We start from the raw sequence: 23,584 nt of genomic DNA on the forward strand, positions 1-23,584 counted from the left end.
TTTGGCGCTAGACGCAAGTAACGCTTCAGGAGAATGGGCCTCTACTTTGGCTGGAGTAATCCTGTCAGGGCAAGCTGATTCGTTGAGTGAAGAATCCCCGTGCCTTTAGGCCGGGGAGTGTCAATTTTAGCTCCTTCGCCAGTTCATAATATCCCAAGTATTGGAATCCCAAGGAGAGGGTTCAACACCCGTTAAACGGTTACTCACCCCATTCGTATTGGCACGGTCTACAATGGGAATCACCGCCACATCAGCCGCGAGTAACTCATCCATCTGCCGGAATAATGCCGCCCGTTGTTGGGGATTTAGTTCCGTTGCCGACGCTTGCCATAACTGATCATACTCGGGGTTACAGTAGCGGGCATAATTGGGACGCTGCCACTGATTCGCTTTTTGGGAGGCTTCCCCACAAGTCCACCATTTCATGTGAGCGCCGGGGTCTGGGCTATCATTCCCTGTGTTGAACATTTGTAAGTCTGCATAAAAGGCATTAATGGTGTCGGTGCTGGCAGGATCTCCAGAGAAGAAAATGCCCGCGTCAATACTTTTAAGTTCAACACCGACCCCAATCTGTTCTAACCCTTGTTTGACGATTTCTTGGGTCTTTTGTCGCACGGGATTGACAGAGGTTTGGAACAAAACTCGCATTTCTACGCCGTCTTTATCCCTTGTGCCGTTGCCATTGGTATCGCTCCATCCGGCCTCTTCTAACAGTTGGGCGGCTTTTTCGAGGTTAAATTCATAGGAAATCTGGTCAGATTTAAACTGGGTGGGACTCACTAATAATTGGGCAGTTGCTCGTCCGGTGGGGCCATAGAGTTGGTCGGCGATCGCATCTCGGTCAATAGCTAGGTTAAACGCCTGACGCACCTTGAGATCGGAGAAAAAGGGATGGGGAAATTCCAGACTCGAACGCTCTCCGTCAGCTGTAGCCCGGTTGGGGTCGGTAAAATTCACCATAATCCGCTCTACATAAGGACCAAAAGTCGCCACAACGCGCCCTTGTCCCGCCGCTTCCAACTGTCTTAAAACATTGGCCTCCACCTGTAAATTATAGGCATAGTCCACATCTCCGGTTTGTAATACTGCGATCGCCGCCGAATTCGCATCACCCCCCCCTTTCAACTCCACCCGAGAAAACAGCGCCTTTTCCTCCTTATCCCGGAAATTGGGGTTTTGTTCATAAACCACAATATCCCCCGGTTTAAACTCCACCACCTGATAAGGCCCGGTTCCCACAGGCATTAAATTAGCAGGTGCTTCCCGCGCCTGCTCATTGTTAAACCCCTCAAAAATATGTTTCGGCAAAATCATCCCATTCTGTCCCGTAAACGGCACAGACCACCCCGGAGTCACTTCCTTAAACGTGATCTTCACCCTATGCTCATCCACCGCTTCCACCGTCTCCACCGTGGCATAATTTTCTAAACTGGTGGCCGCTACAGCCGGATTCGACAAATATTCATAGGTGAACACCACATCCTCAGCCGTAAACGGTTCCCCATCCGACCACTGGACATTCTCTTTTAACTTCCAAGTCACCGACCGACCATCTGCGGCTAAACCCCCATTTTCCACCGTCGGCACCTCAGCCGCCAGAAATAAAACCAGTTCATCATTACTATCATAACTGGCCAAAGGTTCATAGACAATGCGCGCCGCATCAAAATCCTTAAATCCCGAGGCAAGATGGGGGTTTAAAATAGTCGGAGCCTGCCAATAGAGCAGGCGTAGTGTATCATCTCCCGTCCCTTGTTCCGTAGAGGGAGAACCTCCCGTCTGAGGGGGTTGACCGGGATTACAAGCCGCAAACGTTAAGCTACAGAACAACGATAGCAACACCAACGGGAGAAAAAACCGACGACTGGGCAATTTGAACAACTGAACACTCCTTTTTCTGATCAACCTTCTGTTGTTGGTGATCAATTATCGGGGATTCTATCGAATTCTTTTCACTCCGAGCAAAATCAGGGGATGTTTCGCGAAAATTTCTCCCCTTGTCCCATTTTGTCCCCAGGTTTGCTAGGATAGAGAACGGTAAAAACAACGCGGACGTGGCGGAATTGGTAGACGCGCTAGATTTAGGTTCTAGTATCTTTGATGTGAGAGTTCGAGTCTCTCCGTCCGCATTCACTTGAAACCCTTGCCCTATGTAGGGTCTGCTGACCTGAACAAACATGGATATTGACCAACAGATTCAACGACTGATTGATAAAGCTCCTCCTGATGGAACAGGTGTCCTGATTCAACAAGTGATCGGCCCCGTTTTGCGTGCCTTTGCCGCACAGGTGCAGCATTTGGAATATTATGTCATGCAAAGCCTAACCCAAGAGTGGGTATTAACCACTCTCAGCAACCGCGCTCAACCCCAACAACAGAAAAAGGTGATCTATGCGTTTGCTACCCTCAAAGATGCCCGTCAGTTTCAAGAAACCCCGGATCCCAGTTTAATTGCAGTCTGCCTGCCTGTGACTCATATCTTGTTTCAACTGCTGGCAATGGAACCGGTGGATAGTGTGGTGTTTATGGATGTTCCCAAAGATTTAAGTCAAGGCAAGGAAGTGAAGCGCCAAGATTTACAAAACTTAGTAACGTCCCAAATGGAACAGGTTAAACCTGCGCCCGGTAAGGGATCTCGTTCCATTCCGCCCGATTTGGCTTAGGGGGTAATGGTAAGGAGAAGACAAAGAAGCGTGAAGGCGGAGGGTTGCTCGCGCTAACATGGCTGCATTATGGACAGATAGGAGAGCGACAGTTCTCGCCTCGCTTTCCTCTCCCGTTTCACCCTAAATTGATCTTGTTTGGCGGGAGTTCTTAGCGAGTTTTATTTGATGGAGCAAGATTCACTACCGACTGATATTATTTTGACCCACCCCCTTGAACATTTAGGTCAAATTCAACTAGATTGGACTCCACAACCCGGAAATTATCTCAATTTGTACGGGAAAACCTACGCCATTTTGGAGCGCCATCACCATTATCAGTATCGGTTAGGGGGGTATCGTTTACACAGGATTTCTGTGTATGTGCAGGCTGCCCAAAAACCCCAAGAAAAGAGTTGGGTAGAGGGGCGTTGGGTGATTGGCGATGCTAATTGTCGCCTCAATGCGCGGTCAGAACTCCTACGCTGTGCGGTGAATCCGACGGGGCCCTGTGATGGTTGTCGGTATTTTGAATAACTCTACTCGTGGGGCTAGGGAATAGGGAATAGGGAATAGGGAATTGATAATTGATAATTGTTCCCCCTCTCCCCTGCTCCCCTGCCCCCCTGCTCCCCTGCTCCCCTGCTCCCCCTCTCCCCTGCTCCCCCTCTCCCCCGCTCCCCTGCTCCTATTCCCGATTCCCGATCAACTGTTCTCCGACGGTTAACCGTTGGCCGTTGACGAAATCCCAACCGGATTGGGGCTTTTTCCCGGCAGGTTGTACGGATTGAATCAGTAGTGGGCCGTCTCCGGTTTGGAGGACGAAACCCTGTTTTTTGACGAGGTGCAGGATTGCGCCCGGTGACTCATTAGAGGGGGTGAGCAGGGTGGAGGCGAGATCCCCTAGGGCGGGGGGGAGTTGGGGGGTGTATGGCTCTCCTAGGGGGGTTGTGGCGAGGATTTTTAAGGGGGTGCCTCGGAATTGGGTGATGCTGTTGGGGTAAAAGGCGCGGATTTGATTGTGCAGGGCGATCGCGGATTTGGACCAATCTAGCTCATAATCCCCTTTCTCAATCAAGGGCGCATAGGTGGCTTCTGCATCATTTTGATCCGTCGGGGTAATTCGCCCTGCGTCTAACTGCTCGACGGTTTCCAGCAATAAATCAGCACATTGTTGAGCGAGGATCTCCCCTAAGTCTTGGGCATTATCCCACAAACCAATCGGGACGGATGATTTCAGCAACATGGCCCCGGTGTCCATGCCTGCATCCATCAGCATAGTAGTCATCCCAGTTTCCTGTTCCCCGTGATACAAACACCACTGAATCGGGGCGGCTCCGCGATATTTGGGCAGTAGGGAACCATGACCGTTAATACAGCCTAAGCGAGGCAGGGCGAGGATTTCCGGGGATAAGATTTGACCATAAGCTACCACAATAAAGGCGTCGGCTTGACTCTGGCGCAAAAAATCAAGGGTGTCTCGGTCTTTTTTGACCCGTTTTGGTTGCCAGACGGGGAGATTATGCTCTAAGGCGACTTGTTTCACTGGGGAGGGGATTAATTTTTTCCCCCGCCCTCTGGGTTTATCGGGTTGGGTGACGACGGCTAAAACCTCAAAATCTGGGGCGTTGAGGAAACGTTCTAAACTGGGAAGGGCAAATTGTGGGGTGCCAAAAAAGATGATTTTCATAAAGGGGTCAATATGTTGATGTTATAATCAATATCTAGTGTTTTGTGGCTGAAAACCGAGATTAAGGGGGCGAAATTATGGCGATTATCGCACTACGAGCGTGGTATGTAGAAGATTATGAACCGATTCGGGAAATTGTGAAACGTCCCCATGATTTGCGGCTCAGTCGCAATAGTTTGTTAAAGTCGGGACTGCGGGCGGATTTCCTTGATGATCGGGTGGAGGTGGAAACGTCGGACTGGTTTGGGCGTTATTTGGCGGGGGAGACGGTGGAGTTTTACCTTGAGGGGAGTGGATGTTATGCCATTTCTAACATTGATTTGATTTCTCAGGAAATTTATTTTACTAAGCTGGACAGTACGACGGCGTTAGATCCGGTGATTTTTTTCAGTTACCAACGGGAGTATCCCCCCGCGAGTGAGATGATTCGGGAAGCGTTGGAGGAGGCGATCGCAAAACTCAATGAGCGATCGCGCCATCCCCTCATCCTACAACTCGCCCAACGCCCCACCGAGGCTCCCCTCCGTTTAAGTTCTCAACAATTACGGCAAATTCGCAAAAGTTTATTAGTGATCTTTGATGGCAGCCCAGTTTCTTCCTTGGCAGGAGACAAAACCCCTCAACTCCTCCTCAGTCCAGTCGTCTGCGCAGAATTGGGCTATGCCTTAAACCATAAGCGTTCTGGCCAGATGTTGCTCCTCCAACAAGAGCGCTTAGAGGGTCAAATGCCCTTTGACCTAATGAACCTGCAACAGGTATCATTTAAGACTGCCCATGAACTTAAAAAAACCCTCCCTCCTCTGTTGCAAACCCTGCTACAGCCTTTGCATCTTGTGGGCTGAATGGGTCGCTTTCCCATTATTCTGTCCCGAGAGAATCAACATCCGCTAGACTGGGGAGGGAACAAGGAGAAATCTTTATGCCAAGAAAACCAGACGAATATGTCGTCTTTATTTTATTGTCCACGGGACACCGTGAAGAGGTTCGTTTTAACAGTATTCAGGAGTTCCAGAAATGGTACAGTGGGGAGTTTATCCCTAAAGCGAATGATGATACCTTCATCAGTGTCCCTATTAAAAACCTACAAGGGGAATACATGGTGCTGCGTCCCAACTGTGTAGCTGCCATCCGTGTTGAACCCGTGTTTGGAGGCAGTGTGGAACGGTATTAATTAATAGTTAATTATCAATTAATTATTAAAAGTTGTCACTTCTTCCCTTAATCAGCAAGGACTACCCCCCCAAGCTCGGGGGGGTTTTTGTTCTGCTTAGGGGTTTTTGTTCTGCTTAATTGGTTTGCATTATCACAAAAAAAATTTTTGTCAAGGGATACAAAGAGGATAAACTCTTGTATAGTTTCGTATAGTTTTGTAGCACAAGATTTCCCCGAAGTAATATCTCATCCTTGTGGGTCTATTGCTGGAGTGGGAGGATGAAATTCCCCAATTTTGGAACAATCTCAGAAGTTTGCGGATCAAATACCCCTACTGTCTGAACAATGATTCTGAACACCAACTAAAGATTATTGAACTCACCGATGAAAAAAACACTCACACTATTTGCGTTAGGTTTGGGGCTGGCGATGGGAATGCCCCAAGTGCCACTCCAAGCCCAACAAGCCCCTCTTACTTGGTCAAATCCCCATCGTCAAGCTCCCAATTTAGCGTTAGATGAGCAACTGTGGGGCAGTTTAGGACAACCGGGGGATAAACAGGCGTTGATTCGATCCATTGACCACAGTTTGCGTTATTTAGACACCCCGGCCGCTGCCCGAGCGTATCAAAATTATCCCATTCGTTGGATTACTCGCGATCGCGTCCGTCGATCCCTGCAACGCTTCCGCCATCTGGTACTCACCAGCAACAGTCCTCAAGAATTACAAGCAGCCGTTAAACGGGAATTTGTCTTTTACAAATCTATAGGCAGTCCGCGCTACGGTGGACAAGTATTCTTTACAGGCTATTACGAACCCACTTATCCAGCGAGTCGTGTTCGGACTCCCGAGTATCGTTATCCCCTCTATCGTCGTCCCAGCAGCTTAGAAAGCTGGAAAGCTCCCCATCCCAGTCGCGCTCAACTCGAAGGGGCCGATGGCACGGGGAAAGATAGCATTTTAGCGGGTTATGAATTGGTTTGGTTGCGCGATCGCCTTCAAGCTTTCCTCGTTCAAGTTCAAGGTTCCGCCCGTCTGCAATTAACCGATGGTAGCACCATGACCGTAGGTTTTCACGGCAGCACCGATTATCCCTACGTCAGCGTAGGACAAGAAATGATCAAAGATGGGCTACACCCGGCTGATGGCTTCACCCTGCCCAAAATGATCAACATCTTCCAACAAAACCCCGACCTGCTCAACGTTTATATTCCCCGGAACAACCGCTTTATTTTCTTCCGAGAAACCCACGGCGCACCGGCCACCGGGAGCATTAGCGTCCCCGTAACCCCCGACCGTTCCATTGCCACCGATAAATCCCTGATGCCCCCGGGAGCTCTCGCCCTCATCCACACCCGTATCCCCTTCCCCGATGGTCAAGGAGGTATGATTACCCCCGAGGTGAGCCGCTTCGTGTTAGACCAAGACACCGGAAGCGCCATCAGAACCCCCGGTCGAGTGGATGTGTTCATGGGAACTGGCCCAGTAGCAGGCGATCGCGCTGGTGTCATGGGATATCGCGGAGCCCTGTACTATCTCATGTTAAAAGAATAAGGGCTTGCGGAATAACTCTACTCGTGGGGCTAGGGAATTGATAATTGATAATTGATAATTGTCAATTATCAATTGTCAATTGATAATTTCTCCCCCGCTCCCCTACTCCCCTACTCCCCGAGTTATTGAGTAAGCCCTAGGTATTTTTTGGGGCGTAAATTTTGGAGGATTAATTGTTTCCGAGAGAATCTCCTACCATTAACATTGAGGGATAAACGGGTGCTACCTTTAACAAAATGTTGCGGAATTCCCCTTCCTCGCCAACGGCAGGGTGGGGTAGTTCACACCGATCCCCAACCTAACGAACCAGTTGATGTGGTAATGCGTGATTCTTACGGTACACGGCGCGGAAGTGCCTTCCTACTCTTGTTGCTCTCCCTAACCTTGGGTGAAGTGATCCTTGGGGCTAGTCGCCTTGAGGTCATTTCTGGTTCTAGGATCGCGATCGCCCAAACGCCTAGCCCAGAAACTAGTCCCACTGAAGATTCCGAGGCCGCCAATGAGCCGAAAATTGAACCAGGAAGTGAGGGGGTCATTGTCCGAGAATTACAACAACATCTGAAGGAATTAGGGTATTACGAAGAAGAACCCGACGGTGTTTATGGGGCTTCCACAGAGGCCGCCGTGCGAGCCTTCCAAGAAGCCGAAGGCCTAGAACCTACTGGCGTGTTTGATGCTCAAGCTTGGATTCGGATGCAAGAAATCCGCAATCCCAGACCGGAACCCCAGCCCCAGGAACGAGGACGCATTAGCCGCCGGGCGTTAGCTGTAATTGGTTTGGGCGGCTTAACCACATTGATTGGGATGGCCATTGGCATTTTTCTGATCCTCAAATTTTTAGCCCAACGCGCTCAAGACCAAGAATTTGCGGTGCAAACAGAGATCGGTTCAGAACGTTACCCCGATTACGAACAAGACCCCTCCAATAATCATTCTAAATTTGTCACCCTACAACCCGAGTCCCCCCCCACTCAACCCTTAAATTTAGATCCTCCGATCCTTTCAGAATCCCTCTTAGAGGATGCTTGGTTAGCGGATTCTGTTCTGCCTCCCCCTCCAGCAAAACCAGAACCTTTAGAAGAAGTCGCCCTAGAAGAAGTAGCCGAGGCAGAAAACCCCTTACCCACCAATCCTCCCATCACAGCATCCCCTCCGGAAATGACCATTAAACCCGCCGGACGTTTAGTTAAACTGGATTTGATTGAGGAATTAATCGGAGATTTGCGATCGCCCAATCTCGAAAAACGCCACAAAGCCATCTGGGAACTCGCCCAACGCGCCGACTCTCGCGCCGTGAAACCCCTCGTCGGCCTGTTAATTGAATCCGACTCCCAACAACAAACCCTCATCCTCGAAGCCCTGTCTCAAATTGGCACCCGCACCCTCAAACCCATGAACCGTGCTTTAGCCCTATCCCTACAAGACGACAACGCCCAAGTGCGGAAAAATGCCATTCGTGACCTCACACGAATGTACGAATTAGTCGCCCAACTGAGTCAGTTAGTCTACTATGCCACCGATGATCCAGATCCCGAAGTGCAAAACACCGCCAAATGGGCCCTGAAACAACTCAACCAAATTCGAGTCTTACCTGATGATCAGCCCTCTAGCTAATTTCGTCCTCTATTGTCATTAATCCATGTCCCTGTCCAGAAAAGCCAGCTACGAACGCCAAGAACTTGATGTTCCCTTTTTCCTTGTTATTTTTGCCGCCCTTTCTCTACTTATTGGGATTTACCTGTTAGCTTTACCCTTTCAGGAGACGTATTTAGGCAGTTTGATTTACGATCGAGGATTCACCCAACCCCTCACCCTCTTTCTGGCCGGAATGGTGATTAGTGTGGTGATCTTCAAATACCTTAAACTGACCGCAGAATCCAGCGCCATCGGCAAAAATTGGATTCCCGATGGCATTGATTTAGAAGATCCCAACGGACGTTCAATTAATAACCTCATCGCCAGTTTAACCAACTCGCGGAAACTGATCGCGGTGCGTTGTTGCCGCGTTCTTTATGCCTATACCCAATCCGGTAGTCGCAAAACCGCCAGCGAATTAGCTTTAGATGATTCCGCCTTTTATCTCAGTGCCTCAGAAAGTTCCTATACAATCCCTCGGATTTTGGTCTGGGCGATTCCTCTATTGGGGTTTATTGGGACTGTAATCGGCATTAGTCAGGCCGTGAGTGGGTTTTCCGGTTTTCTGGAGCAAGCGGGGGAAATTGACCAAATTCGTACAGGAATCGGCACCGTCACCAGTGGGTTAGCGGTGGCCTTTGATACCACTTTGTTGGCTTTGTTTTTGAGTGTGGTGGTGATGATTCCCTTGGTGTTGGTGGAACGGTGGGAGTCTCGTTTGTTGTTGTCTATTGATGTGTATATCAATGATCGTCTTTTACCAAAATTTAGAGATTCCGAGACTTCTGGGGGATTTTTGTCTGAAACGGCGATCGCCCAAGCCGTAGAAAAATCCCTCAAAGAAAACCTACCCCAACCCAAAGACCTCATCGAACCTGCCCATATTTACGCCCAGAAATTAGTGGAAGCTTTAACCCAAAAATTTGTCCAAGAAATGGGGTCAATTCAAACCGCGAATAGTCAACTCATCCAGCAAGTAAGTCAAGTAAATCAGGCGACTTTACAAGACCGTCAAGACTTTCTAACTGTTTTTAATCAACAACAAGAACAGCAGAAAGATATTGTCGAGTTAATTAAAAATAGCGTAGAAGAAATTAAGCAGGGTAACTTAATTGTGGCTCATGGTTTAGCCCAACAAGCCCACGAAATCACCCAACAACTCAATCAAGCGGCTGTCTTATTAGGGGATAGGGTGGAAGCTTTAGAACAATCAACCTTACAAGTTTCCCAAATTATTGAACTGCAAAAAAGTTTAGATCAAATGTTAAACTCTTTGGAGAAAACAGCACAGTTAGAGCAATCTTTAGCCGGGTTAAGGGTTGCCCTAACTCAATTACAGCCCATCTTAACCCAGTTACAAAAGCCTCGTAAAATTATGTTATTGGAGCAAGATAATTGAATTTTTCCCCGTTCGTTGTTGGTTCGTTGTTGGGCTTTAGCCCTTAAATGCGCGCTGAAGCGCAACTACAAACGGTTGTTGGTTCGTTGTTGGGCTTTAGCCTTTAAATTCGCGCTGAAGCGCAACTACAAACGGCAACGACAAACAAACTTGTGCTGAACTATTAAGTTTTTAAAATGTCCCGTCGCTCAACCTTACATCGTAAATCCTATGAAGTGGAATTATTTCCCTTCTTGTCCGTTTTAGCCTGTACCATTGGCACCCTGATTTTACTGATTATTGTCATCACTACCCAAACCTTTAGCGAAGACAAAGAAGTAAGAATTATTGCCCGCACCGAAGACGGACAAAATCAACGGAAAATTCCCCGCTATATTGACTGTCGGGGAGATGGCATTGTATTACATCCTCAAGAAACCTTTATCCCTGCCAATGAAATTAATCAACGTAATCGTGAACTAGCACAATTATTGTCAGAAGTCAAGGCAAATCAAGAACGGGAATATTTAATTGTTGCCGTGCGACCCAGTGGCATTCAAGTTTTTAATCAGGTGCGGGATTTAGTAGAAGCGCAAGGGATAGATTTAGGCTACGAACCCATCGAAGAAAACTGGACATTACGCATTGAAACCCCATGAGACATAGACGCAAAGTAGGGACTCGTCAAAGCCCCCAACAAAACCTAGATTCATTCTTAGATATTCTCACCAATACCGTGGGCGTGTTGATGTTTATTGGGCTATTTGTGGCTTTGCTTTCTGTGGAATCTGGCAATATTATCCGCACTCCTTTAGTTTCAGCCAGTGTGAAAAATGCCCAGTTTTTTGAAGTGCGCAATAATCAAGTTTTTTATCTCGATAATCCCCGAGTAGAAAATCAACTCACTTGGATGATTGAAAACTTACCCCCCTGTTATGAACCGGATCTTCCCCGCACAATGGACTCGGTAGAGTTTGATTTTTATTATCGTCAACTCCAAGAATATGAGCGCTGTCAACGGTCGCGTTTACAACAACTTCAAGGCTATCAAGTGAGTACCGATTATTATGAGGCTCATTTTGATGTAGAGGGTTTTGTCACGATTTATCAACCTCGTCCTAATGTTACCGGATCCACCCTCAGCGCCATTGGCAGCGATGAATCAGCATTCAAACGGACTCTAACCCGTTTAGATAACCAACAGGATTATTTAGCCTTTTTAGTGCGTCCTGATAGTTTTGCGGCGTTCCGACAAGCGCGTAAAGTGGCTTGGGAACAGGGGTTTGATGTGGGGTGGGAACCCTTATCTCAACAACGGACTATTGCTTTCGGCTCACGAGGTCGTTCTATTGGAGTACAGTAATCCGTGACTGTTAACCGCTCCCCGCTCTTGCCTACTTTCGGCAGGAAGCCCGCGCTGTACTGGTTGGCGAGGCCTGCCGGAAGGCATAGAGTCAGCGTCGGGTACTTCACTCTTGATTTAAGTGCCGGTCCTGAGAAGGGGGGAATTGCTTTACAGGGAGCGGGCAAACACTTGCCACATGACGAAAAATGCAAAGGCGAGATAGCCTAAAACTGCACATAAGTCAAGCCATTGGGGGTTAATTGCGATGATATTCATAGGGAGTCATCCTCCATTGTGCTTTGCAGATCACGAGCGGGCAAAGGGGCAAGGGAAAAATTCAAGGGATTTCAAACTTTCCAAACCATCTCAACCCATTTCAAATTTTTACAAGGTAGTTGTTTGAGTGTCACCACACACCGTCAGTCTATCCTTTGTGTGGCAGATTCCAAAAAGAAATTTCTCGTCGGAATGAGAACGGGTGAAAGCCGAAGGAGAGGAATTGTAACAGTTACAGTTAGAATGCTCAAGAATTCGCCATTTTTAACGTTAGATTGAAACCCAACGGGGGTGAACGACTAACAGAGCAACCACTTATTGTACCACAAAGGGTAAGTTTTTGTCCGTCTACTATTCAAGATACAACAGGGAAAGGGAAAGTTCCGGTTATTTAGAAAATTTTGGGTTTTTCTGCTCCTATCCTGGGGGGAATGGGGAACTGTTTACGGTTTAGGGGAGGGTTGACCGATGGCGATTTTACTGTGTTTCTCAATTTCTCCCATGACTTGACGAGCGCGGTCAATGACGACGGAGGGTAAACCGGCCAGTCTTCCGGCTTCGATGCCATAGGAACGGTCAGCGCCTCCGGGTCGGACTTGGTGTAAAAAGAGGATACGGTCGGGGAGTTCTTTGACGGTGACTTGATAGTTGGCGACGTTGTTGAGGAGGGATTCTAGTTCGTTGAGTTCGTGGTAGTGGGTGGCGAAAATGGTGCGTGCTTGGATTTCGGTGGCTAGGTATTCGGCGACGGCCCAGGCGATGGATAAACCGTCAAAGGTGGCGGTTCCCCGCCCAATTTCGTCGAGTAGGATGAGGGATTGGGGGGTGGCATGGTTGAGGATGTTGGCGGTTTCGTTCATTTCGACCATGAAGGTGGATTGTCCGGTGGCTAGGTCATCGACGGCCCCCACTCGGGTAAAAATGCGATCGCAAATGGCCAAGGTTGCCGATTCGGCTGGAACAAAGCTACCAATTTGGGCTAACAGTTGAATGAGTCCGACTTGCCGCAAATAACAGCTTTTTCCACTGGCATTGGGTCCGGTGAGAATAATTAAATCGGGATGATTATTCTGGGTTCCACTGCCGAGGGTGGTGGAGTTGGGAACAAAAAAGTTTAACCCCAAGGCTTTTTCTACTACGGGATGGCGACCATCTCGGATGGTGATTTCCCGGTTTTCGGTCATCATTGGACAGCAATAGTTCTGTTCTACGGCAATTTCGGCCAGTCCGGCTAACACATCAATGGCGGCGACGGCTTTGGCGATTTGTCGGATTTCTTGCCCTTTTTCGGCCATTTCTGCCCGCAATTCGCTAAAGATTTCATACTCTAATTGATGAAGATCATCTTTGGCGGTTAGGATGCGGGTTTCTCGTTCTTTGAGTTCTGAGGTAATGTAGCGTTCTTCGTTGGTTAAGGTTTGTTTACGGGTGTAATTATCGGGGGCTTGTGCGGCTTTGGCACGGGGCAAACTAATATAATAACCAAAGGTTTTATTATATCCGACTTTTAAGTTAGAAACTCCGGTTCTTTCTCGTTCGGTCACTTCTAAGTTAGCTAGCCATTGTTGATCGAGTTCCAATTGTTGGCGGCGTTCATCTAAGAGGGGGTGAATCCCATCCCGAATTAGGCCCCCTTCTTTGAGGTGTTGGGGGGGAGATTCGACTAAATGGCGCAGGATGTGCTGTCCGAGTTGTTCTAATTCCGGGGGGACTTTTTGCAGGGCTTTGAGATAAAGTGATTTGCCTTTCTGAACTAATTCGCTCAGGACGGAAAGACGACAAAGGGAGTCGGCTAAATACACTAAATCTCGGGCGTTGGCTGTGCCTGCTCCCACGCGGCCACTGAGTCGTTCTAGGTCGTAAAATTGCCGTAATAATTGCCGTAATTCGTTGCGTAAATAGGCGTTATTTATTAACTCTTGAATGGTGTCTTGACGGGCGCGAATGCCTTTGATGTCGAGGAGGGGCTGTAATAACCAACGCCGTAGGGCGCGCCCTCCCATGGCGGTGACGGTTTGATCAATGGCCCAAAGTAGGGAACCGTTTAGGGTGCCGTCGCGCACGGTTTGCAGAATTTCTAAATTGCGCCGGGTTTGGGGGTCTAGGATTAGGTAATCGGTGAGGGTATAGGTGCGGAGGGGTTGGAGGGGGACTTGATTGGCTTTTTGGGTGTCTTCGAGATACTCTAATAGCCCCCCAGCTGCGCGAATGGCAAGGGTTAGGTCGGCACAGCCCATTCCCTCTAAGGACTTGACGTTAAATGTCTCTATGAGCCGATTTTGGGCTTCTGAGGCGCGAAAATACTGCTGGGGACGGAGGGAGTAACAGAAGCAGTCGGGGAGGTAGTTGGGGAGGTCTTGGCGGGCTTCTCCGGGGCGCAGGAGTCCGCCTAAATCCGGTGCGTCGGTGGGGAGTAGGATCTCGGAAGGCTGGAGACGCATGAGTTCTAGGGTGAGGGCTTCGAGGTCTTGGGATTGGGTGGTGTAGAATTCTCCGGTGGAGATGTCGGCATAGGCGAGGCCCCAATGTTCTTTGGCGACGACGACGGAGGCTAAAAAGTTATTGCGACGGGCGGCTAACATTCCATCGTCGGTGAGGGTGCCGGGGGTGAGGAGGCGGGTGACTTGGCGTTCTACCATGCGACGTTCGGCGGCGGCTTGGGAGGCTTCTTCGACTTGATCACAAATGGCGATCGCATACCCTTTTTCGACTAAGGTGGCAACATAGCGATCTAAGGCGTGGTGCGGCACTCCGGTCATACAAACGCGACCGATTTCTTTGCCCCCTTCTTTACTGGTTAACACTAATTCCAATTCTTGGGAGATGGTGACGGCATCCTGAAAGAAGCACTCAAAAAAGTCCCCACAACGGTACAAAACTAAGGCGTTGGGATATTGTTCTTTGACCTCAATGTAGTGCTGCATCATGGGGGACAGTTTATCCCGGTCTAGGGGACGGTAATCACGTTGAGGGGCATTTTTCGATCCGGTTTTGGCAGTCTCACTCATGAGGGATTGTAGGCAGGTGCAATTAAGGAAGATTTTAGGAGGGCTGGGGGATCTGGGCAACAAACCCTAGGGGGTATGCGTCTAAAATCACAGAAAACCCGTTAAGATTCAAAGGGAATCGGTGGATAGGGAGATCATGTACAACTTCGTTCGTTTATACAGGAAATATCGTGGGAGAGTCAAAGGAGGTTTAGGTGTAGGTGCGATCGCCACTTTACTCACCCTGACCTTGCCTGGGCCTGTTTTTTCCCAATTTACGCCTATGTTTGAAAGTGTCACCCTTACCCCCCGCTCAAATTTTGGGGAAGTGGTGATGCGCGGTATTAGTGGGGGAGAGCTACCGGCCCGGTCTGTGAGCAATCGCCCGGAAACTCCCACTGGCCCCTGTGTGGGCTTTGTCGATCAACAACCGGATCATATTGTAACCCTGACGGATTATTTTGATTTCCTCAATATTCGGGTCAAAAGTTCGGGGGATACCACTCTAGTCATTCAAGGCCCCGGAGGGGTGTGGTGTAATGATGATGCTTTTGAAGATGACCCGGCTATTGCCGGAGAATGGTTAGCGGGAACCTATCAGATTTGGGTGGGCTCCTATGAACGCAATGAGTTTCACCCCTATATCATGCGAATTACTAGGCAACCGTAGTTTAACCGTGAAGTTCTCCCCCGCTAACCCTTCGGGTATAACGGGCGACCCCTGCTGACTTGTGGTCAAGGTTTGGGGGTCGGGTTTCCAAGTTAGGGTAATTTCGAGCATGGTTTTATTCGGCGCTGATTCACGATGTTTTTTCCTGGGTCTGGTAAGGGCGATCGCGGATGTCTGATCCGAACGTTGGTGAATATGTTCAGGTTTTGTGGTGATTCTAACAAATTTAGAGACTGTAGTTTTTGCCCATGTTGGGAAATTGAGCAAACTGACGGCACTTATCCCGAACTTTTTCAAAAAATCTAATCGCTACGTCTGGGTTTATTGCTGACAGGGATGCACAAATTTCGTCTAAGTCGGTTAGGGCAGCATCAGAGAATGAATAATTTCCCATCAGGAATCTTCAGTTTGTTGCTTAATGCTCCAGTGACTATGGCACCTATGCCTAGGATGGCTGTTCCCGCTAGGAGTCTTTGGTTCAGTCTGAGCAGGTGAGAGGGGTTCATGGAGGTTTGAAAAATCGGGCAACAGGACGATTCAAGTTGTTCTCAAGATACCAAAAAAATTGGGTCACGGAGAAACCGGGTTTCTTGCACTCCTTGGTTGTCTCGCTACTTCTGAACAGAAACCCGGTTTCTGGGTTGGGGAGGTCAGGGTTTATCTCTTGATTAGGGGTGTTGGGTTGCGCTTCGCTTCACCCAACCTACGGATGGTTAGTTACTTATTTCTGGGTTGGGGAGGTGAAGGTTTATCTCTTGATTAGGGGTGTTGGGTTGCGCTTCGCTTCACCCAACCTACGGATGGTTAGTTACTTAGAAACCGGGTTTCTTGGTTGGGGGGTGACTGTTCAGGCACAATGCTTAATGGAGCATAGTCACTTAGCCATTGATAATTATTTGTTTTTATTTGTCATTAGTTTGATTTTCATTATTTATCATAATCAGGATCACTTTGTACAACGGCTCAAGTTCAACCTGAATAACATCCCAAGCTATTTGAAAATTAACCCTAAAATAAGTATGGACAATTACATCCCTTAGTCCTGCTATTTGCCGCCAGGGAATTTCAGGATACTGCTGTCTCAGAGAATCTGGAATCTGTTTAGTTGCCTCGCCAATAATTAGCAAATTATGGATAACTGCATCTAATGTTTTTGGATCTTGAATGAAGTCAAAGTAATCCATATCCTCTATATAGTCTCTGATCTTATCAATACAAATACAAATATCCTGTAAATATAGATTTAGATCACGAGACATAAACGACTTCCCTCAGAATCTGTTCTCGAATCTGAGGTTTAATATCACTTTGAATCACTAAATCTACCCGCCGACTAAATAAATCTTCTAAAAAAAACTTTAAGTCCATATACTTACGAAATGTGGGTACATCCTCAAACTCAACCAGAATATCTAGGTCGCTATGTTCTGTTGCCTCTTCTCGGACAAAAGAACCAAAAACCCCAAGGGACTTAACACCATAACGTAGCTTAATTTGGCGAAGATTCTGCTTTAAAACGCTACAAATATTCACCAAATTACAATCATTGGACTGGATATTAGTCGTCATTAACGGTTTCATCGTGCTAAGGAATCCTCCAACTCTTTTAACTGTTAGTCTAACTCGGAAATATGGTCTCAAATATCCTCTACACAAAAATTGGGGGAGGTGAGGGTTTATCTCTTGATTAGGGGTGTTGGGTTGCGCTTCGCTTCACCCAACCTACGGATGGTTAGTTACTTATTTCTGGGTTGGGGAGGTGAGGGTTTATCTCTTGATGGGGGGTGTTGGGTTGCGCTTCGCTTCACCCAACCTACGAATCGCGAAACAATTATCAATTATTAAGTCTCAATTGTTTTGTTGGGTTGCGCTTCGCTTCACCCAACCTACGGATTCTGTTGGATTTGTTACAATAAATGAATAGGACTTGACAAAAGCACAAAATCTTGAAAAGTGAAGCGTCACGAAACCGGAAGGTCTAGCCCTTGGCCGGGTGAGTTTTTGCTCTAGCAAAGGGTTCCCATTTATGAGACGATGGCGAATTATGACTCTGTGCTGCGTCGAAGGCCTAGTCTGCCCTAAATCATGATTGTTATTGGTTAACTATGCAAGTGCCGCTTCCCCAAGCTGAACGTTTCGGATTTCCGGTTCATCCTCAACCTTTGGTGCGATCGCCTGAGAATGATCGTCGTACCAAAATTGTCGCCACCGTTGGACCGGCTACCCTCCATCCCCCAGTTCTCCGGAATCTCATTGAAGCAGGAGCCACGACGCTACGGTTAAACTTCTCCCACGGCACCCATGAAGACCATCAAAAGGCTATTCGTTTAATCCGTCAGACGGCCTTTGAACTCGATCAACCTGTGGGCATTTTACAAGACTTGCAAGGGCCGAAAATCCGCCTCGGACGCTTTGAAACCGGGTCGGTCGTAGTGGAAAAAGGCGATCGCTTCATCCTCACCAGTCGCAAAATTCCCTGCACCCAACAACGGGGATACGTCAGCTATGCCAAACTCGCCCAAGAAATCACCCCCGGCGCCCTCATCCTCATTGATGACGGCAAAGTAGAAATGGCCGTCGAATCCGTCGATCTCGAACAAGAAGAACTCCACTGTCGCGTCGTAGTCGGCGGCACCCTCTCCAACAACAAAGGCGTTAACTTCCCCAACACCACCCTCTCCATTAGCGCCCTCACCGCCAAAGACCGAGAAGATTTAATGTTCGGACTAGATCAAGGCGTGGATTGGGTCGCCCTCAGTTTTGTCTGCAATCCCCACGACATCCTCGAAATTAAAGAAATTATCGCCAGCGCCGGAAAATCCGTCCCCGTCATCGCCAAAATTGAAAAACACGAAGCCATCGAACAGATGGAAGCCATTCTCTCCCTCTGTGATGGCGTAATGGTCGCCCGAGGCGACTTAGGCGTTGAACTCCCAGCCGAACAAGTCCCCCTCCTGCAAAAACGCCTCATTGCCACCGCCAACCAATTGGGAATCCCCGTCATTACGGCCACCCAAATGTTAGACAGCATGGTAAACAATCCCCGTCCCACCCGGGCCGAAGTCTCCGATGTCGCCAACGCCATCCTCGATGGCACCGATGCCGTCATGCTCTCCAACGAGACAGCCGTGGGCAACTTCCCCGTCGAAGCTGTCGCAACAATGGCTAAAATTGCCGCCTGTGTCGAACATCAACTAGCCGACCCTAATCACGTCAATCTCCCCACCCGGTCAATTCCTAACGCCATTTCCGGGGCCGTCAGCCACATCGCCAAACAACTCGACGCGGCCGCCATCATGACCCTGACCAAAACCGGGGCCACCGCCCGCAATGTCTCCAAATTCCGCCCCCAGACCCCCATTTTAGCCATTACCCCCCATGTGGATGTCGCCCGGCAGTTACAGTTAGTTTGGGGTGTCAAACCCTTGTTAGTGTTAGATTTGCCCTCCACTAGCCAAACCTTCCAAGCCGCCATCAATGTCGCCCAAGAAAAACAACTGCTCTTTGATGGGGATTTAGTCATCCTCACGGCCGGCACCCTCCAAGGCATTTCCGGCTCCACCGACTTAATTAAAGTCGAAGTCGTGACCGCCGTCCTCGGTCAGGGGATTGGCATTGGAGAACAGTCCATTACCGGACGGGCGAGAGTCATTCGCAATGCCAAAGAAATCGCCAATTTTCGACCAGGGGATATTTTAGTCGCCCCTTCCACTAATGCCGACTATGTGGACATTATTCGCAAAGCGTCAGGTATTATTACCGAAGAATCCAGTTTAACCAGCCATGCGGCCGTGATTGGTTTACGTCTAGGCGTTCCCGTCATTGTCGGCCTAAAAAATGCCACCGATGTCATTCGCGATGGAGCCATTTTAACCCTCGATTCTCAACGGGGATTAGTCTATTTCGGCTCAAAACCCACCGCTCAAAATAATGGCGTTGGGGTGTCCTTACCTCTGTTTTAACAAACCATGAAAACCATATTAGTCACGGGGGCGGCGGGGTTTATTGGCTTTCACCTTAGCCGTCGTTTGTTGGCGGAGGGTCATCAGGTAATTGGCGTAGATAACCTCAATCCCTACTATGACGTAGCCTTGAAAGAAGCCCGCAAAGCTCAACTCGACACCCACCCAGCCTTTCAATTCTACCCCCTCGACCTCGCCCAACGAGCAGCCACCCAGCAACTCTTTCAAAACCACAAATTTGATCAAGTTGTCCATCTCGCCGCTCAAGCCGGAGTCCGTTACTCCCTCGAAAATCCCCACGCCTATGTTGATAGTAACCTCGTGGGATTTGTTAACATTTTAGAAGGCTGTAGACAAAGCCAAATTAACCATTTCGTCTTTGCCTCCTCCAGTTCCGTTTATGGAGTTAATCAAAAAATTCCCTTTGCCGTAACCGACTCCGTAGACCATCCCGTAAGCCTCTATGCCGCCACCAAAAAAGCCAACGAATTAATCGCCCACAGCTACAGTCATCTCTATCAAATCCCCACCACCGGCCTCCGCTTTTTCACTGTTTACGGCCCCTGGGGAAGACCGGATATGGCCTACTGGAAATTTACCCAAGCCATCTTAGAAAACCAGCCCATTAATGTCTTTAATCAAGGGCAAATGAAGCGAGATTTTACCTACATTGATGATGTCGTAGAAGGCATTATCCGCGTGATGGCTAAAATTCCAGACCCCCAAGGCCCCAGCCATGCTCCCTATAAAATTTATAACATTGGCAACAATAAGCCCGTCGAACTGCTCACCATGATTGAAATCTTAGAAACCTGTCTCAGCAAGACGGCCATTAAAAATATGCTCCCCATGCAGCCCGGAGATGTGCCGATTACCTATGCCGATGTAGATGATTTAATGCAGGATGTCGGCTTTCAACCTTCCACTCCTCTCTTAGCAGGTTTAAGAGAATTTGTCAACTGGTATTGTGATTATTTTAAATGGAAATTATCCTAACGGTTCTGGTAATTATCGGGGCATTAATTGGCTTTATTAGCGAAGTTTTACCCGTTGATCTCATCGCTATCATTGTGACTATTGTCCTGATGATTTTGGGACTTGTTACCCCAGAAGAAGGGATTTCTGGCTTTGGCAACACGGCCACCATTACCGTCATGGCCATGTTTATTTTAAGTGCAGGCATTGCCAAAACCGGAGTTATTCAAATTATCCGCGATTGGCTGATTAAATGGTCTGGAGATAACCCCAGACAGCAGATATTTGTCATGGGGATGTTAGTGGGGCCGATTAGTGCTTTTATTAACAATACCGCCGTCGTTGCTGTGTTTCTGCCCATTGTTGAAACTTGGTGTCGTCAACAAAAAATTCCCGTTTCTAAGATATTAATTCCCCTCTCCTACTGCACAATTTTGGGAGGAACATTAACCTTAATCGGCACATCAACTAATGTATTAGCCAGTGGTTTATCAGCCCAATTGGGCTATCAAGAGTTTAGCATTTTTCAATTTACCCCCATTAGTATTATCACCTTTTTAGTCGGGTTAAGTTACATTATCTTCATCAGTCCCTACCTATTGCCTGATCGAGATAATCAACCGATGGGTAGTATTGCCCAAGATTATCAACTGAAAGAATATGTCAGTGAGTTAGTTTTAACTCCTCGTTCTAGTTTAATTGGTCAAACTTTACGGGAAAGCGAAATTCAGCGCAAATTTGATTTAGATGTGTTAGAACTCATCCGCAATAAAACCCGCTTTCCTCAACCCTTAGCTGATAAGGTACTAGATGCCGGGGATATTTTGGTCGTGCGAAGTACCAAAGCCGATTTATTAAAAATTCGCGATGAACGAGGGTTAGAAATCTTAGCCGATGTACAGTTTAACAACGAAGAAATTGAGTCTACACTCAGTTCCGGGGAGGAAAAAATTGCCGAGGTTTTGATTCTTTCTAACTCCCGTTTAGTGGGAACAACCTTGAAAGATATGCGCTTCCGACAACGTTATAATGCTACAGTTTTAGCCATTCGTCGCGGGGCGGAATTGGTGCAAGGTCGTTTGGGCAAAGTTCCTTTAAAGTTTGGGGATTTGCTGTTAGTGCAAGGGCCGAAAGAAAGTTTTATCGGGTTACAAACAACGCGGGAATTATTGGTACTCGAAGAACGAGATGTCGATATGTTACGGCCGGATAAAGCAGCTATTTCTGTGGCGATTGGTGTGGCGGTTGTTTTGGTGGCCGCATTGGGAATAATGCCAATTTTAGTGAGTTCCTTAGCGGGAGTCATTTTAATGGTTTTAACGGGCTGTTTAAAACCCGGTGAAATTTATGGGGCGGTGCGGTGGGATATTATCTTTTTATTAGCTGGTTTAATTCCTTTGGGAATTGCAATGGATAAGTCAGGAACAACCCAATGGTTAGCGGATCATTTAGTTAGTTTAGGGGGCAGTTTATCAGGTTACTGGATTTTGGTTTTCTTCTTTTTAGTGACCTCTATCCTAACGGAAATTTTGTCAAATAATGCCTCTGTGGTTCTCATGTTACCTGTGGCGGTTAAAGTTGCTCAGACTTTAAGTTTAAACCCTTTTGCTTTTATGTTTGCCGTCATGTTGGCCGCCTCAAATAGTTTTGCGACTCCCATTGGTTATCAAACTAATACAATGGTTTACGGTCCAGGGGGGTATAAGTTTTTAGATTTCTTGCGGGTGGGAGGCCCTTTAAATTTGCTCATGGTACTTGTGGCTCCAGCCGTGATTGTTTTAGTTTGTGGTTTGTCTGAATAAGCTATGGCGTTTCTATTTGAGTTTTGTAATCCACAAGGGAACAGGAAACAGTAGACAAGGGTTACAAGGAGCTTATGGAGGGAGCATTCCTGCACCATCCTTCTGGTAAGCTGTTAAAAGCCCACAGCAGCGAGAAGCGGTGAGCGTTCAATTTAGTAGTAATAGCACCTATGGCAACGGTTAACGAAAATTACCTTAAACTGAAAGCCGGATATCTGTTTCCGGAAATTGCTCGTCGTGTCAATGCGTTTGCGGCAGCGAATCCCAAGGCACCCATCATTAAGTTGGGGATTGGGGATGTGACAGAACCCTTACCGGAAGCCTGTCGCCGTGCTATGATCCAAGCGGTTGAGGAAATGGGCGATCGCAACACCTTCAAAGGCTACGGCCCAGAACAAGGCTATGGCTGGCTACGGGAGAAAATCGCTCACCATGATTTTCAAGCCAGAGGCTGTGATATAGAGCCGGACGAAATCTTCATCTCTGACGGTTCTAAGTGCGATACAGGCAACATTCTAGACATTTTTGGCAAAAACAATAAAATTGCTGTCACCGACCCCGTATATCCCGTTTATGTGGATACCAACGTCATGGCCGGACACACCGGAGAAGCCAACGACCAAGGAGAATATGGTGGCTTAGTCTATCTTCCTATCAGCGCGGACAATCACTTTACAGCCCAAATTCCCTCGGAGGCCGTTGATTTAATCTACCTCTGTTTCCCTAACAACCCCACCGGGGCTACAGCGACCAAGGAACACCTAGCGGCTTGGGTCAACTACGCCAGAAGCCACAACGCCATCATTTTCTTTGATGCTGCCTACGAGGCCTTTATTACCGATGCTAGCCTCCCTCACTCCATCTATGAAATCGAAGGCGCTCGGGACTGTGCCATTGAGTTCCGTTCCTTCTCCAAAAATGCCGGATTTACCGGAACTCGTTGCGCTTTCACCGTTGTCCCCAAAACCCTCACCGCTCAAGCCTCAGATGGGTCTAAAGTGGAATTGTGGAAACTCTGGAATCGTCGTCAGTCCACCAAATTTAATGGGGTCTCCTACATTGTCCAACGGGGAGCCGAGGCCGTTTATTCCGATGCCGGACAAGAGCAAATTAAAGCCTTAGTCAGTTTTTATCTGGAAAATGCCCGCATTATCCGCGAACAACTGACAGCCGCCGGAATCCAAGTTTATGGGGGGGTGAATGCGCCCTATGTGTGGGTGAAAACCCCGGATAATCTTTCGAGTTGGGATTTCTTTGATAAGTTGCTGCAAACCTGCCATGTTGTGGGAACGCCCGGTTCCGGTTTTGGGGCGGCCGGAGAGGGCTATTTCCGCATTTCTGCCTTTAATAGTCGGGCTAATGTGGAAGAGGCGATGAAACGGATTACAGGACAGTTCACAGTAGGGAATAGGGAATAGGGAATAGGTGATAGGGAATTTCTCCCCTGCTCCTCTGCTCCCCCGCTCCCCTGCTCCCCCTCTCCCCCGCTCCCCTGCCCCCCTCCTCATTACCCAAT

20 protein-coding genes and 1 tRNA gene are annotated in these 23,584 nt (G+C 48.1%); 15 read left to right on the forward strand and 6 right to left on the reverse strand.

Translation table 11 applies throughout. The features are described 5' to 3' along the window. Positions 1 to 126 precede the first annotated feature (126 nt). Positions 127 to 1,881 (reverse strand): peptide ABC transporter substrate-binding protein, encoded by a 1,755-nt coding sequence (locus K4A83_RS14990; protein ID WP_265265424.1) that lies wholly within the window; start codon positions 1,879 to 1,881, stop codon positions 127 to 129. 167 nt (positions 1,882 to 2,048) lie between these two features. On the opposite strand from K4A83_RS14990, the gene K4A83_RS14995 reads away from it, so the two are divergent. From K4A83_RS14995 to K4A83_RS15005, 3 genes are all read left to right on the forward strand, one after another. Next, positions 2,049 to 2,129, forward strand: a tRNA-Leu gene (locus tag K4A83_RS14995). Between the two features lie 48 nt (positions 2,130 to 2,177). Next, positions 2,178 to 2,663, forward strand: coding sequence for a hypothetical protein (locus K4A83_RS15000; protein WP_265265425.1), 486 nt, complete (start codon positions 2,178 to 2,180; stop codon positions 2,661 to 2,663). A gap of 168 nt (positions 2,664 to 2,831) precedes the next feature. After that, the gene (locus tag K4A83_RS15005; RefSeq protein WP_265265426.1) at positions 2,832 to 3,179 is read left to right on the forward strand and encodes a DUF6464 family protein; all 348 of its coding nucleotides are present in this window, start codon (positions 2,832 to 2,834) and stop codon (positions 3,177 to 3,179) included. A gap of 151 nt (positions 3,180 to 3,330) precedes the next feature. Here the strand turns inward: K4A83_RS15005 and fmt are convergent, their stop codons facing one another. After that, complete coding sequence (gene fmt, locus K4A83_RS15010) at positions 3,331 to 4,332, reverse strand: methionyl-tRNA formyltransferase (protein WP_265265427.1); 1,002 nt, start codon at positions 4,330 to 4,332, stop codon at positions 3,331 to 3,333. Positions 4,333 to 4,409: 77 nt separating this feature from the next. Between fmt and K4A83_RS15015 the strand changes: the two genes are divergently transcribed. The 7 genes from K4A83_RS15015 (at position 4,410) to K4A83_RS15045 (ending at position 11,414) form a co-directional block, all read left to right on the forward strand. Then, the gene (locus tag K4A83_RS15015; protein WP_265265428.1) at positions 4,410 to 5,174 is read left to right on the forward strand and encodes a hypothetical protein; all 765 of its coding nucleotides are present in this window, start codon (positions 4,410 to 4,412) and stop codon (positions 5,172 to 5,174) included. A 77-nt stretch (positions 5,175 to 5,251) separates the two neighbouring features. Further along, positions 5,252 to 5,503 carry a hypothetical protein gene (locus K4A83_RS15020; RefSeq protein ID WP_265265429.1) on the forward strand — a complete coding sequence of 84 codons (252 nt, stop codon included), beginning with the start codon at positions 5,252 to 5,254 and terminating at the stop codon, positions 5,501 to 5,503. A gap of 365 nt (positions 5,504 to 5,868) precedes the next feature. Then, a complete protein-coding gene (mltA, locus tag K4A83_RS15025) occupies positions 5,869 to 7,038 on the forward strand; it encodes a murein transglycosylase A (protein WP_265265430.1) in 1,170 nt (389 codons plus the stop codon). Positions 7,039 to 7,257: 219 nt separating this feature from the next. Beyond that, positions 7,258 to 8,652, forward strand: coding sequence for a peptidoglycan-binding protein (locus K4A83_RS15030; RefSeq protein WP_265265431.1), 1,395 nt, complete (start codon positions 7,258 to 7,260; stop codon positions 8,650 to 8,652). Between the two features lie 25 nt (positions 8,653 to 8,677). After that, positions 8,678 to 10,072: a MotA/TolQ/ExbB proton channel family protein gene (locus tag K4A83_RS15035; RefSeq protein WP_265265432.1), complete on the forward strand. Its 1,395-nt coding sequence runs from the start codon at positions 8,678 to 8,680 to the stop codon at positions 10,070 to 10,072. A 176-nt stretch (positions 10,073 to 10,248) separates the two neighbouring features. Then, complete coding sequence (locus K4A83_RS15040; RefSeq protein WP_265265433.1) at positions 10,249 to 10,710, forward strand: hypothetical protein; 462 nt, start codon at positions 10,249 to 10,251, stop codon at positions 10,708 to 10,710. After that, positions 10,707 to 11,414, forward strand: a complete 708-nt coding sequence (locus K4A83_RS15045) for a hypothetical protein (protein WP_265265435.1) — start codon at positions 10,707 to 10,709, stop codon at positions 11,412 to 11,414. Before K4A83_RS15040 ends, K4A83_RS15045 begins: the two co-directional genes overlap by 4 nt. Before the next feature lie 701 nt (positions 11,415 to 12,115). On the opposite strand, the gene mutS is transcribed toward K4A83_RS15045, so the two are convergent. Next, positions 12,116 to 14,680 (reverse strand): DNA mismatch repair protein MutS, encoded by a 2,565-nt coding sequence (mutS, locus tag K4A83_RS15050; protein WP_265265436.1) that lies wholly within the window; start codon positions 14,678 to 14,680, stop codon positions 12,116 to 12,118. Positions 14,681 to 14,816: 136 nt separating this feature from the next. Here mutS and K4A83_RS15055 point away from each other — a divergent pair, with 136 nt between their 5' ends. Then, complete coding sequence (locus tag K4A83_RS15055; protein ID WP_265265437.1) at positions 14,817 to 15,329, forward strand: hypothetical protein; 513 nt, start codon at positions 14,817 to 14,819, stop codon at positions 15,327 to 15,329. A 226-nt stretch (positions 15,330 to 15,555) separates the two neighbouring features. Here K4A83_RS15055 and K4A83_RS23415 read toward each other — a convergent pair whose 3' ends face one another. From K4A83_RS23415 to K4A83_RS15065, 3 genes are all read right to left on the reverse strand, one after another. Continuing rightward, positions 15,556 to 15,723, reverse strand: coding sequence for a type II toxin-antitoxin system RelE/ParE family toxin (locus K4A83_RS23415; protein ID WP_407810043.1), 168 nt, complete (start codon positions 15,721 to 15,723; stop codon positions 15,556 to 15,558). A gap of 508 nt (positions 15,724 to 16,231) precedes the next feature. After that, the gene (locus tag K4A83_RS15060; RefSeq protein ID WP_265265438.1) at positions 16,232 to 16,588 is read right to left on the reverse strand and encodes a HepT-like ribonuclease domain-containing protein; all 357 of its coding nucleotides are present in this window, start codon (positions 16,586 to 16,588) and stop codon (positions 16,232 to 16,234) included. After that, entirely contained in the window at positions 16,578 to 16,910 is a 333-nt protein-coding gene (locus K4A83_RS15065) for a nucleotidyltransferase family protein (protein WP_265265439.1), read from the reverse strand. The genes K4A83_RS15060 and K4A83_RS15065 overlap by 11 nt, the downstream gene beginning before the upstream one ends. Positions 16,911 to 17,434: 524 nt before the next feature. On the opposite strand from K4A83_RS15065, the gene pyk reads away from it, so the two are divergent. The 4 genes from pyk (at position 17,435) to K4A83_RS15085 (ending at position 23,486) form a co-directional block, all read left to right on the forward strand. Beyond that, positions 17,435 to 19,291: a pyruvate kinase gene (pyk, locus tag K4A83_RS15070; protein ID WP_265265440.1), complete on the forward strand. Its 1,857-nt coding sequence runs from the start codon at positions 17,435 to 17,437 to the stop codon at positions 19,289 to 19,291. 6 nt (positions 19,292 to 19,297) lie between these two features. After that, positions 19,298 to 20,287 (forward strand): NAD-dependent epimerase, encoded by a 990-nt coding sequence (locus K4A83_RS15075; protein WP_265265441.1) that lies wholly within the window; start codon positions 19,298 to 19,300, stop codon positions 20,285 to 20,287. After that, positions 20,272 to 22,068 (forward strand): SLC13 family permease, encoded by a 1,797-nt coding sequence (locus K4A83_RS15080; RefSeq protein ID WP_265265442.1) that lies wholly within the window; start codon positions 20,272 to 20,274, stop codon positions 22,066 to 22,068. Before K4A83_RS15075 ends, K4A83_RS15080 begins: the two co-directional genes overlap by 16 nt. A 170-nt stretch (positions 22,069 to 22,238) precedes the next feature. After that, a complete protein-coding gene (locus tag K4A83_RS15085; RefSeq protein ID WP_265265443.1) occupies positions 22,239 to 23,486 on the forward strand; it encodes an LL-diaminopimelate aminotransferase in 1,248 nt (415 codons plus the stop codon). The last annotated feature ends 98 nt before the right edge of the window (positions 23,487 to 23,584 follow it).

Source organism: Spirulina subsalsa FACHB-351 (assembly GCF_026130165.1).
GTDB lineage: Bacteria > Cyanobacteriota > Cyanobacteriia > Cyanobacteriales > Spirulinaceae > Spirulina_A > Spirulina_A subsalsa_A.

Excerpts from the sequence above, each read along its gene's own strand:
- K4A83_RS15000 (WP_265265425.1), top strand. The coding sequence starts at position 2,178 with ATGGATATTGACCAACAGATTCAACGACTGATTGATAAAGCTCCTCCT.
- K4A83_RS15005 (WP_265265426.1), top strand. The coding sequence starts at position 2,832 with ATGGAGCAAGATTCACTACCGACTGATATTATTTTGACCCACCCCCTT.
- fmt (WP_265265427.1), bottom strand. The coding sequence starts at position 4,332 with ATGAAAATCATCTTTTTTGGCACCCCACAATTTGCCCTTCCCAGTTTA.
- K4A83_RS15015 (WP_265265428.1), top strand. The coding sequence starts at position 4,410 with ATGGCGATTATCGCACTACGAGCGTGGTATGTAGAAGATTATGAACCG.
- K4A83_RS15020 (WP_265265429.1), top strand. The coding sequence starts at position 5,252 with ATGCCAAGAAAACCAGACGAATATGTCGTCTTTATTTTATTGTCCACG.
- mltA (WP_265265430.1), top strand. The coding sequence starts at position 5,869 with ATGAAAAAAACACTCACACTATTTGCGTTAGGTTTGGGGCTGGCGATG.
- K4A83_RS15035 (WP_265265432.1), top strand. The coding sequence starts at position 8,678 with ATGTCCCTGTCCAGAAAAGCCAGCTACGAACGCCAAGAACTTGATGTT.
- K4A83_RS15040 (WP_265265433.1), top strand. The coding sequence starts at position 10,249 with ATGTCCCGTCGCTCAACCTTACATCGTAAATCCTATGAAGTGGAATTA.
- K4A83_RS15045 (WP_265265435.1), top strand. The coding sequence starts at position 10,707 with ATGAGACATAGACGCAAAGTAGGGACTCGTCAAAGCCCCCAACAAAAC.
- mutS (WP_265265436.1), bottom strand. The coding sequence starts at position 14,680 with ATGAGTGAGACTGCCAAAACCGGATCGAAAAATGCCCCTCAACGTGAT.
- K4A83_RS15055 (WP_265265437.1), top strand. The coding sequence starts at position 14,817 with ATGTACAACTTCGTTCGTTTATACAGGAAATATCGTGGGAGAGTCAAA.
- K4A83_RS23415 (WP_407810043.1), bottom strand. The coding sequence starts at position 15,723 with ATGGGAAATTATTCATTCTCTGATGCTGCCCTAACCGACTTAGACGAA.
- K4A83_RS15060 (WP_265265438.1), bottom strand. The coding sequence starts at position 16,588 with ATGTCTCGTGATCTAAATCTATATTTACAGGATATTTGTATTTGTATT.
- K4A83_RS15065 (WP_265265439.1), bottom strand. The coding sequence starts at position 16,910 with ATGAAACCGTTAATGACGACTAATATCCAGTCCAATGATTGTAATTTG.
- pyk (WP_265265440.1), top strand. The coding sequence starts at position 17,435 with ATGCAAGTGCCGCTTCCCCAAGCTGAACGTTTCGGATTTCCGGTTCAT.
- K4A83_RS15075 (WP_265265441.1), top strand. The coding sequence starts at position 19,298 with ATGAAAACCATATTAGTCACGGGGGCGGCGGGGTTTATTGGCTTTCAC.
- K4A83_RS15080 (WP_265265442.1), top strand. The coding sequence starts at position 20,272 with ATGGAAATTATCCTAACGGTTCTGGTAATTATCGGGGCATTAATTGGC.
- K4A83_RS15085 (WP_265265443.1), top strand. The coding sequence starts at position 22,239 with ATGGCAACGGTTAACGAAAATTACCTTAAACTGAAAGCCGGATATCTG.